The organism is Lysinibacillus sp. EB271-A1-10B, from assembly GCF_058791335.1.
This window is the reverse complement of sequence record NZ_JBYTDL010000045.1, coordinates 1-11,409: the sequence shown is the minus strand read 5'-3', so window position 1 is coordinate 11,409 and position 11,409 is coordinate 1. Positions and strand designations below refer to the sequence as shown.

The following is an 11,409-nucleotide window of genomic DNA, read 5'->3' as shown; positions in this document are numbered from 1 at the left end:
ATTGTCCATGTACAACTTAAACGTGACGCACATAACTTAGTCGTGATGTAAACAACTCAATCGTGATGCACACAACTTAGTCGTGATGTGAAAACGGTTGGAAAATATAAAAATGAATAGTTTAGATTTGTAATAAAGTTGTTGATTAAATTAACGATATTAACCTTTATACGAGAACAAATCTAAAGAGCATGTTTTGATCAACCTTTTTTCAAAACATGCTCTTATTTAATGTGGCAGATTAAATTCTTTATAAAGAAGTTTGGTTACTTTCGAAACACTTGTTGTACTAAAGCACCCCGTTACTTTAAGTGTAAAATATCACAATGTTATCGATTTACAAAGTTTAAGTGACTAGGTAATAATTTAAGTGTATTTTTAAAACGAGTTTCATATAGAGTTTTTGGAAATTGCTTTAAATACTTCCCAGTAAGATAAGGCATCCACATATCGAGGGCAATGGAACTTGAAAAAGCTGCCGCCTGCAAAATACAGACGGCAGCTTCAAAAGGTTGCCTAGCTTTTTTTCAAAATGTCCTTTACAAAGGGTACACTTTAGCCCGGATAGGCTCATATTTAATTGGGAATATCAATCTTAAATTCCTCATACGTAATTGGTTTTGGAAACTTATAGGTTTTAATCTGCAAGCCTTTCTTCTTGCTTGCTGCAAATTCTTGCTTAAATGTATTACCCTCAATTCGCTCTGCTAATGGATTATCCTCTAGCAATAGGCTTTTCCCATTAGCATCCTCTAGCCATAATGAATTCCTTGAAAATTTATTGTCTACAATTACATCACTTTCGACATCAAAATACATGACAATTTTATCTTGTTCATGAATTATCTTTGTTACAAGAACTTTCCCAAATTCACCTTGATCGACGGTGAAAGGCAGAGTTTGTTCATCCAATGGTATGAATACTTCTTCCCAGCCTTTTTCCGACATAGGAATGGTGTAAGGAACAACTCTTACTTTTTTGCTGCCTTCTTTTAAAGGTGCATACAGAAAATTAAGCTTTGCTATTTCTTTTCCATTTTTGGTATCTCCAATACCACTTGCTGTTACCGTATCTAACACATTCCCATTATCATCGATCACGTAAAAGTTTAATGAATATGGATCAAGCTTATTATTCTCTTCATCCTTTACCACTTTCACATTAAGATCTGTTCCAGCTGGGCCAACTTTTAAAGAACTTATTTCTACTTCTGCCCCTTCGATGGTTTTCACTTCCTGCGGTCGAATCACTGTTACTTCATTTGATTGTTTCACGGGAAAATTAAATTCCCACTTGCCTGGAATCAGACCAACCGCATCAATTCTCAATTTTATATCAAATTCTTCCGGAAGTTCTTCAGTCGGCGTAATATCCATCGTCCCTTTATATTTCAGTGGTGTGACAAATTCTCCTGAATAACTGGAAATGAAATTGATTTCCTTCCCATTTACTTCAATCGTTGGATGTTCGATCTGACCAATTGCGAACAGAGATTCTTGAGTATATCCTAATGTTAAACGAGTACCGTCATAGAAAAATTCATTCATTGTTAACGTAATCCCATTGTCCTTTGAAGATTGGTCAACCACCTGAGTTAAGCCTGTTTCTCCTGCAATTCTTAGTCCCTCATCCCAAGAGTCGTTGAAAAAGGTTCCGATAATCGGAATATTAGAGGCAATCTTCGCCATTGCAGGAGAAACACTTGCTGACCCAATAAAAACGCCTAAGCCTAAAACTGCGGCACTTACTGCGGTACTTAGTGAATAGAAAACCACTTTTTTCTTTGACGTTTTTGTTCGATTTTCATTGATTGTATTTGCAATAATCGAATCAAGCTTATCAATTGGGACAGATACCTTATCCATTTCTTTTTTCAAATCTGGCCATTGGTTATTACTCATTAACATAATCCTCCTTTAATTTTTCTTTTAACTGATTAATCCCTCGATGGATATTTGTTTTTACTGTTCCTTCTGGACAATCTAGAACATCTGCAATTTGCTTAACCGTGTAATCCTTATAAAACCGTAGAATTAAAACCGTTTTATATTTTTCATCTAATTCCATAACAGCCCGAATTAAATCAGGATCTTTTTGATTTGACAGGTATGGAGCCAGCTTTTCTTCTATGCTTTCTCTCTCCATTGGAATAATTCTTTTCTTTTTGTTTAAAAGATCAATCGCTGAGTTGATAAGGATACGAGACAACCAAGTTGAAAAGTAACGTTCATCTTTCAGATACTTTATTGAAACAAAAGCTTTATATATAGTTTCTTGGAAAACCTCCAGTGCATCGTCTTCGTTTTTCATATAAATGTAGGCTATTTTATAAAGTTTGATCTTTTCATCCTCTATCAGCTCTTGAAAAGCTTTGTTACTTCCCTTTTTAGCACGCTGAACCTTCTTAATATCTTGCAAATTTGTGCGCCTCCTTTCCTCTAACTGTTAGACAAAACAGGGATGAATAACGTTTCAATTTTTTCATTTTTTTTGATTAAACAATTTTGTTCTCTAATTCTATCTTAAATGTAGATTCTTAGACGAAATATTCCTTTTCATACCGCGTAACATAAACGATCGTTTTTGTTACGGGTATTTTTTGGGTTGAAGATTTAACAGACCGAATTAAATCAGGATCTTTTTAATTTGACAGGTATGGAGCCAGCTTTTCTTCTATGCTTTTTCTCTCCATTGGAATAATTCTTTTCTTTTTGTTTAAAAGATCAATCGCTGAGTTGATAAGGATACGAGACAACCAAGTTGAAAAGTAACGTTCATCTTTCAGATACTTTATTGAAACAAAAGCTTTATATATAGTTTCTTGGAAAACCTCCAGTGCATCGTCTTCGTTTTTCATATAAATGTAGGCTATTTTATAAAGTTTGATCTTTTCATCCTCTATCAGCTCTTGAAAAGCTTTGTTACTTCCCTTTTTAGCACGCTGAACCTTCTTAATATCTTGCAAATTTGTGCCCCTCCTTTCCTCTAACTGTTAGACAAAACAGGGATGAATAACGTTTCAATTTTTTTCATTTTTTTTGATTAAACAATTTTGTTCTCTAATACTTATGAAATCTGGTTATATGCGCGTGTCCACTATGGATCAAAACTTGGACCGTCACGAATTAGAAAGAGGGTAAGGATTGCTCCCCCCAATCAGCTTGTAGAATTAGATTATAAATTGGCTGAATTAGATATATAAGAAAAAGGAGTTCAACTGAGATACATGTAATAATGCATTATCTCACTGAATGTAAAAAAGAGTAGCAAAAGCTACTCTTTTTTAATCAATGTTGATCATAATCATAACAAAAGCAATCCTTCTATAGAACTTGTAAATAGTCAGAATATTTGGTATTAATAATAGAAAGAAGTCGATTGGTGGTGATGATTTGTCGATTAATAAATATACTTGGACAGAAGAAAAAATTGCAAAATTCTATAAAGAAGGAAGAGGTTCAGGAGAGTTAAATCATTATGTCCCTTGGATTAAAACTCACGAAATACCAAGTAAAGGACGAGTACACCGACCATTGGGCTGGAAGACAAATAGAATTCATCATTTATTGTCTGATTTAGAACTTTCTTATTTTTATTATTTGGAATGGAGTCACAAGGTAATCGATATTAGAGAGCAATTCCCACTAAAGCGTGATAGAACTATGAATATTGCGTCAGAAAAGGGTATTAAACACCCTTTTGAAAATAAAACTCAAACAAATATTGTGATGACTACCGATTTTTTGATTACAATACGCATTAATAATGAAATTGTCTATCTAGCGCGGTCTATAAAACCCAGTAGTGAATTAGAAGACACACGAGTTTTAGAAAAATTAGAGTTAGAAAGACAATATTGGGCTGATAATAATATTGAATGGTGCCTAATAGATGAGAAAGTAATGTCACAGCAATTTATAAGCAATATGGGTTATATTCATGAATATTATTATCTAAAAGAAAAAAATGAAGAAACAATTAGTTTATACTTTCTTGAGTATTTAGCAAACGCTAAACGGTTAAATCCTCAAAATCTGTTAGTAACGTGTTGTAAAGAGTTTGATTCCCTATATAACCTTGAGAATGGCTCAGGAATTTATTATTTGAGACATTTATTTGCAAAACAATATATTTTAGCAGCCACTATGGAGAACCCAATTCAACCATTTAAAATAAATTTGACTGAAATTATTATAAATAAAGGAGGTATTAATAAGATTTATGATAATTCTATCGGTTAATGAACTTATTGTAGATATTGATTTGAGAATTACTTATAGAATCTTATGGATTGATAGTGGTTATGTGATTGCTTATGTAATTGATATTAATGATACAAAAGCTACTCCCTTTATTATGAACATTTCAGAAATTGAAGAACGAATAAATACCGCTAGTTATGTGGTGGAAGTAAGTAAAAGCATATCTTTGAAAAGAATTCCAACTCAAAAAGATATCGATCATAGAGATAATACCTGGGGGATTATTAAAGAAATAGTTAATCTGGAACCTGACATTTATATGAAGGAACGAAGACATAAATTAATTGAAAGTGCGATGATTAAACATAATGTAAAATCTCGAAATACTTTTTATAAAAACTTAAGAAAATATTGGCAAAGGGGTATGATTAAAGACAGTCTATTCCCAGATTACTCTTTAAATGAAACTGAATTAGTATATAAGAAAAAAACGGGAAGACCTAAAGCTAATGGAAGATCCGGTGTTATTATAACCACTGAAATTAAAAGCCAATTTGAAAAATCCTTAAAAAAATACTACTTAAGTACAAAAAAGCCCTCTTTAAAATTTGCTTATAAAATGGTGATCCGCGATTACTATACAAAATTTAAATATTACGATGAAGTAAATAATGAAAAGATAGTCCTGAAATCTGAAGAGGAAATACCTTCATTTAGGCAATTTGAATACTGGTATAATAAAGAGTTTAAAAATGATGAGGTAACAATAGCAAGGGAAGGATTAAAAAAATTCGAACAAAATTTTAGACAAGTTCTAGGTTCTTCAACAGCTGAGACACAAGGTCCAGGAGATATTTATCAAATAGATGCGACACCTAGCAATATATATTTAGTTAATCGCTTTAATCCTAATTGGATTGTAGGGAGACCCACAACTTATTTTATTGTTGATGTCTATACACATCTGATCACAGGTCTTTATGTAAGTTTAGAGAATGCTTCTTGGAAAGCCATGATGAGTGCAATTTTGAATGCATGTACTGACAAGACAGAATACTGTAAAAACTATGGTATAAACATATCGCAAGAAATGTGGCCTTCAATGCATTTACCTAACAATTTTATTGGGGATAGAGGAGAATTAGCAAGTAGTGGAGTTAATCACTTAATTGAAGGATTAGGACCGAGAATTAGTAATACACCACCCTATCGCCCAGATTGGAAAGGAATTGTCGAAAAATTATTTGATTCTTCTCAAGAAAAAATAAGACCCTTCCTTCCCGGATATGTACATAAAGACCATGGTGAGAGAGGAACGAAGGATTACAGATTAGAAGCAAGTCTTAATATTGAGGAATACACGAAAATATTGATAAATTTCGTTCTCTATTATAATAACAACTTTTATATGAATGATTATGTGAGAAGTGAAGAACATATAAGGGATAATGTAGAGCCAATACCTATAAAATTATGGGAATGGGGAGTTAAAAATGCAGCAGGAAAACTTCATAAACACGATATAAATAAGGTCAAATTTTATTTATTGCCAAGAGATCTAGCAACTGTAACTGAAAAAGGAATCAGGTATAAAAAGATGTTTTATACTACTCGGAGAGCCATAGATGAACAATGGTTTTCAAAGGCAAGAAGAGATGGAAGCTGGAAAGTGGATTTTTCTTATGACCCACGAAATATGAACAATATTTATTTACATTCCAATGAAGGGGATCTATATATTCGCTGTACACTTATAGAACATCAGGTGAGATATAAAGATAAGACGATAGAAGAAATTAATCAATTGTTAGAATATGAAAAAGATGGCCAAAAAGATTTTGAACATACTCAATTAGAAAATGAACTGAATTTTTACTCCAATATTGAATCAATTGTCAGACAGGCAGACAAGAAAAAAGAAGAGAAAATGGATAAAACCATAAGTAAATCTGAAAGAACAAAAAATATAAAGGAAAATAAGCGTAATGAGCGTAATCAAATGTTTGAAGAAATAGCTTTTAAATTAGAAGATAAAAAAGATGTAATTCCTAATACATTAGCAAAAAATGAATCTAATACAGAAGAAACACCTAAATTTTCTATAAAAAAATTATTTGAAAATAAAGGGAAATAAAAAAGATGAAAAACCTAATTCAATTAAATAATGGAGAATATGCCATAAGTGCGAAATATACTGATCAGGTTATAGCAGATTATCGTGATAATCCGTTAATAGAAGCTCTTCCTCCTATTCGATCAATTGAAGAAGCTTTTGTTCAATTAGGATATTTACCTGAATATGATGAAAATGAAATTCAACTTTCTGCTCATTATCGATACCATTCACTTACAAGATTAACTCGTTTTTATCAACCATTAGAGAAAACGTTAGAGCTAGAAATACGATTCTCAAGATTATTAAGAGATGGTTATGTATATAGAAACCCAAGAAATAAGACTCATGCTGAAACATTAATCGAGTTACATCGAAGATTGGAAAATAAAGAGCCATTAGGGCTTCCTCCTGATATCAGAAAAACAGCTTCTAGTTTATCAATTATAGGCTTTTCTGGTATGGGTAAATCATCAGCTATTGAAAGAGTTTTATCGTTATATCCAAAGGTAATTATTCATAAATATCCGTTAAATATTATGCAGGTCCCCTGGCTAAAGTTAAACTGCCCTAATGACGGATCACCTAAAACCTTATGTTTGGATTTTATTACAAAAATGGACGGTATATTGGGGACAACTTACTTTAAGCAAGGACTTAAAAGAGAGTCGCTGAGTTATTTAATTATACACATTGGTCAATTAGCGAGAGCGCACTTTTTAGGTGTATTAGTAATAGACGAAATTCAGCATATGCTTACTGCAAAATCAGAGGTTTCGAATAGCATGATGAATTTTTTGGTCACTTTAGTTAATGAAATTGGTATTCCAATTGTCCTGATTGGTACTACTAGGGCAAAGCAATTACTTCAAGTGAATTTCCGGCAAGCCAGGAGGGCTGGAGGTCATGGAGAGCTAATCTGGGAACAAATGAAGAAAGATGACAATTGGGAAGTACTATTAAGTAGTATGTGGGAATATCAATGGACTAAGGAAAAGGTAGAGCTAACTAAAGAGTGGCAAGATGTTCTTTATGAGGAAAGTCAAGGTATTGTAGATATAGCAGTAAAGTTATTTATGTTAGCGCAATCAGAAGCTATAGAATCTGGAATAGAGAAAATATCCACTAGTATGATTAGCCAAGTTAGCAAAAAGTATTTAAAAATGACACGTAAAATGCTTCAAGCTTTAAAAGAAGGAAATTTAGACGAAATAATGCATTATGATGATATAACACCGTTTGACGTTGAAGATTTTCTTTTACAAAGAGAAAAATCGGTTAATATGAGGGATTTAATAACTAAACAAAAAGAAAATATTGCAGCTAAAAGAGAAGAGAAAGAAATCTCAGTTTTACAAAAGGTTATCTTAACATTAATTAACCTTGAGGTTGAAGCTAAATATGCAGAGACAGTAGCGAAAAAAGTAATTAAAGAAAATCCACAAATTTCTTCCCAAGAGGCTGTTCAATTAGCATTAACAACTATTAACCAACATGTTCAATATGAGAATGAAAAAATGAAAAATAAAAAGAGTAAAAGGTCAACGAATATTATCTTTAAAATAGTCGATAATGGTCGCAAAGAGAAAAATTCAGCGCATGACTCCTTAATTAATAAAGGGTTAATCATAGCCCCCTTCTCTGATAAAAAACTATTTTAGGACGGGATAATATTGATTGGTTGGTTTCCATATCCATTTGAAGATGAGTTACTTTATAGTATTTTCGCTAGATATTCCACTAAAAGTACCGAGTTAAGTTTAAGAAACACACTTAAAAAATTATTCAATGATAATCGATCTAAATTAACACCTGATTTCCCATCTAATTTGGCGATGGTAATGGGACAGTTACGTTTTTTTGAATATATCGATTTTGAGTCTCTATTGTTTAAACATACGCCATTTTATTACTTTACAAACTTTCTTATTAGTTCTGATAAAAAATCAATTATTGAAGCAGTTAAAATAAAGAAAACGAACAACATTCAAATGATAATAGGGCAGATTCAAAGTAAAGTGAAAGAAACTAAATACTTTAAATACTGCCCTTCTTGCCTTAATAATGATATACAAGAGTTCGGTGAGTCTTATTGGCGAATATCCCATCAACTCCCTAGTGTATTTATTTGCTTACAGCATAATGAGGCTCTACATTTTAGTTCTGTACTATATAGAAACAAAAATTCACAGTTAGTAACACCGAATAAAAATAATTGCATCCCATCTATCGATACCAAATGTATTGGAAATAATGTAACTTTTGCAGAGATTAATCACTTAATTAATATTGCCAATAATAGTAAAAAGCTGTTGATGAAAGATATAAATATTAACTCCTTAAAGTTAGTGTCTCTGTATAAAGGCAAGCTAAGAAAAAAAGGATTAATCACAGCAGGCGGTCATGTACGACAAACCGATTTATATAATGAATTTATGAAGTTTTATGGTATGAACATTTTGGGTTATTTTCAATCAGTCCCTTTTTTAGATCGAGAGTCTTGTTGGTTAAAAACCATTACACGTAAACATCGAATATCCTTCCACCCTGTAAGGCACTTATTATTAATGAATTTCTTAGAGATAGAAATTAATACTATTGAAATGGATTATTTTGAAAGTCCATTTGGAAAAGGTCCTTTCCCATGTTTAAACCCTGCTGCAGAGCATTATAAAGATTTAGTAGTGAATAATCTAAGTATAAAGAGATGTACTGAGACAGGAAGACCAATTGGAATATTTAATTGTAAATGTGAATTTAAATATACCCGTTTGGGCCCAGATACTTTACAAGAATGTATGTATGAATACAGGTTTGTTAGAAATTTTGGTAGTGTATGGAGAGAGAAATTGTTCCAGTATATTGATAACGAACATTTAAGCTTTAGAAAAGCAGCTAAATTATTGAAAGTAGATGTTGGAACAGCAATTAAGTATTATAAACAAAATAAAAATGAAGATGAAGTAAATAAAAAATCGATAAATATAATAGACTATCGCTGTACTTGGTTACGAACTAAAAAAGAGAATCCAACATATTCAAAAACCAAATTAAGACAACTAAATCCTAATATATATTCATGGCTATATAGATATGATAAAGAGTGGTTAAATTATAATTCACCAGCGTCAATAAAGAGTACAAAAATAGTATCAAGAGTAAATTGGTGTGAAAGAGATTTGGAAATACTGAATCTGATTAAGAGATATTTATTAACTATAGATAATGATACAAAACCAGTGCGTTTAACAAAAAGGCATATAGGGATTGCGATTGAGAAATTAGCTTTAGTCGAAAAGAAGTTAGAGAAAATGCCTTTAACAAAAGAACTACTTGAATCAGTAACTGAATCGAATAAACAGTATAGAGAACGACTTAAGATGTGGAGAATAAAACGTTTATGAGGTGATTACATGAACTCATTCTTTCCAATTATTCAAGAAGATGAATTACTCTTTAGTTTGTTTGCCAGATACCATGAGAGGAGTCTAAATAAGAATGAAAAAATTACATTAACTGAATTAGGTTCACCTAGGATAAATCCTCTGCTACCAAACAATATACAAAATTTTATTGAAACATTAGGACCCTTTACACAAGATAAGGAGTATTATTTGATTTATCATACTCTATTTAATTACTATTGTAATTTTCTCCCTCCTATTCAAAGTAAAGATTTACTCCATTATATGACTTATGGCTTAAAAGAGAAAAAATCAAATGTAAAACCCCAACTATTGAGTAACTCATTTACTTTAAAGTTTTGCCCTAATTGTGTTCGGGATGACATTAAAAATCTTGGTGAATCATATTGGAGGTTGTCCCACCAATTACCCACAAGTTTAATTTGTTTAAAACATGATGTTATTTTGGAAAATTGGAATTATAGCGAAAGTAAAACTTCATTGAAAACATTAAAAATTAGAGATTTAAGTACTGGGGTATTTGAGGAATCCTCGAATAAAACAAGGTTTTATGCACGTAAATTTGCAAAACAAAGTTTGGAGTTAAATAAGGAAAAATCGAATTTGTATTTTAAATTTAGGTACGGTAAGTTCTACTTGGTTTTAATTGCAAATGGATATGTAAATTCTACAGGACAAGTTGATGTATTAAAACTTAGGTCAGATATAGAGAGTTACTATGGAAAAGAATTAATGAAACTGGCAAGATTTAATGAACGGATATTTGAGCAAATTGTAGAATACCCTCTAATATGTAATATACATTTCACCTATATTGAGACATTATTTTTTATTAATTTCTTTTTTAGCTCTTTATCAGATTTTATGAAATGTAATTTAACTCTCCCAACAGGAGAAACAGGACCTTTTCCATGTTTGAATTATTTTTGTGAAAGCTTTAATCAATGTAATATACAAGATGCTAAAATATATTTTGATAAGCAAAAAAGAAGGTTAATCATAAATTTCAAATGTGTTCAATGTAATTGTGAATATGACAAGATTTTCAGAATTAAGGATTGGCACTTGATTGAAACATGGTTTTATAAAACAGAAGAATGGAAAATCAATGTATTATCATTAATCTATAATAAGGGTCTTAGCATAGAAACAGTTTCAAATAAATTACATATCAGTTCAATTGAAATTGAAGAGTTACTTAAAGAAAATAAAAGAGAGAAATGGTTTAAACCAGAGGACTTATCAATATTGTCAGAGACCCCTATTAATTGGATAAAAAGAGATAAACAAGTGCTATTATATTTAAAATCAATTGTTAGTAAGGGTATAATGTTTGAAAAATCTAAAGTGTATTCATGGATTTATTTGACACTTGATAGGACAAATATAAAAGCCGAACTGCAATATCTTTTGAAAACAAATGAATACATAGAAAAGCATAAATTGTTTGATGAATATCTATATAATAAAAGTAAATAAGGTACGACTTAGAATAGATGTTAGAAAAAGCGTCTTGAGTGTTTTAAAGTTACGTCACGATTAAGTTGTGGTTAAAATAATTTGATTTTTAAAATCACATCACGATTAAGTTGTATTTTTATAATTTTGTCTTGCGTAAGAATCTGCGTTTGCAGTGAATTTACATTACGACTAAGTTGTGTTTAGACA

8 protein-coding genes are annotated in these 11,409 nt (G+C 31.2%); 5 read left to right on the top strand and 3 right to left on the bottom strand.

Annotated elements, in window-relative coordinates; all coding sequences use genetic code 11:
• Nucleotides 1-576 precede the first annotated feature (576 nt).
• The 3 genes from AC3WSK_RS26150 to AC3WSK_RS26140 form a co-directional block, all read right to left on the bottom strand.
• On the bottom strand, nt 577-1,902 hold the full coding sequence (locus AC3WSK_RS26150; protein WP_492414969.1) for a DUF4179 domain-containing protein: 1,326 nt from the start codon (nt 1,900-1,902) through the stop codon (nt 577-579).
• Entirely contained in the window at nt 1,895-2,419 is a 525-nt protein-coding gene (locus tag AC3WSK_RS26145) for a sigma-70 family RNA polymerase sigma factor (protein ID WP_492414970.1), read from the bottom strand. Before AC3WSK_RS26145 ends, AC3WSK_RS26150 begins: the two co-directional genes overlap by 8 nt.
• A gap of 223 nt (nt 2,420-2,642) precedes the next feature.
• Nucleotides 2,643-2,966: a sigma factor gene (locus AC3WSK_RS26140; protein WP_492414971.1), complete on the bottom strand. Its 324-nt coding sequence runs from the start codon at nt 2,964-2,966 to the stop codon at nt 2,643-2,645.
• A gap of 427 nt (nt 2,967-3,393) precedes the next feature.
• Here AC3WSK_RS26140 and AC3WSK_RS26135 point away from each other — a divergent pair, with 427 nt between their 5' ends.
• From AC3WSK_RS26135 to AC3WSK_RS26115, 5 genes are read left to right on the top strand one after another with little or no spacing between them, the layout of a single operon-like run.
• Nucleotides 3,394-4,242 (top strand): TnsA endonuclease N-terminal domain-containing protein, encoded by an 849-nt coding sequence (locus tag AC3WSK_RS26135; RefSeq protein WP_492414972.1) that lies wholly within the window; start codon nt 3,394-3,396, stop codon nt 4,240-4,242.
• A complete protein-coding gene (locus AC3WSK_RS26130; RefSeq protein WP_492414973.1) occupies nt 4,223-6,337 on the top strand; it encodes a TnsB C-terminal domain-containing protein in 2,115 nt (704 codons plus the stop codon). The genes AC3WSK_RS26135 and AC3WSK_RS26130 overlap by 20 nt, the downstream gene beginning before the upstream one ends.
• A gap of 5 nt (nt 6,338-6,342) precedes the next feature.
• Nucleotides 6,343-7,977: an ATP-binding protein gene (locus tag AC3WSK_RS26125; protein ID WP_492414974.1), complete on the top strand. Its 1,635-nt coding sequence runs from the start codon at nt 6,343-6,345 to the stop codon at nt 7,975-7,977.
• A 12-nt stretch (nt 7,978-7,989) separates the two neighbouring features.
• Nucleotides 7,990-9,720, top strand: coding sequence for a TnsD family Tn7-like transposition protein (locus AC3WSK_RS26120; protein ID WP_492414975.1), 1,731 nt, complete (start codon nt 7,990-7,992; stop codon nt 9,718-9,720).
• Nucleotides 9,721-9,729: 9 nt separating this feature from the next.
• The gene (locus AC3WSK_RS26115; RefSeq protein ID WP_492414976.1) at nt 9,730-11,220 is read left to right on the top strand and encodes a TnsD family Tn7-like transposition protein; all 1,491 of its coding nucleotides are present in this window, start codon (nt 9,730-9,732) and stop codon (nt 11,218-11,220) included.
• The last annotated feature ends 189 nt before the right edge of the window (nt 11,221-11,409 follow it).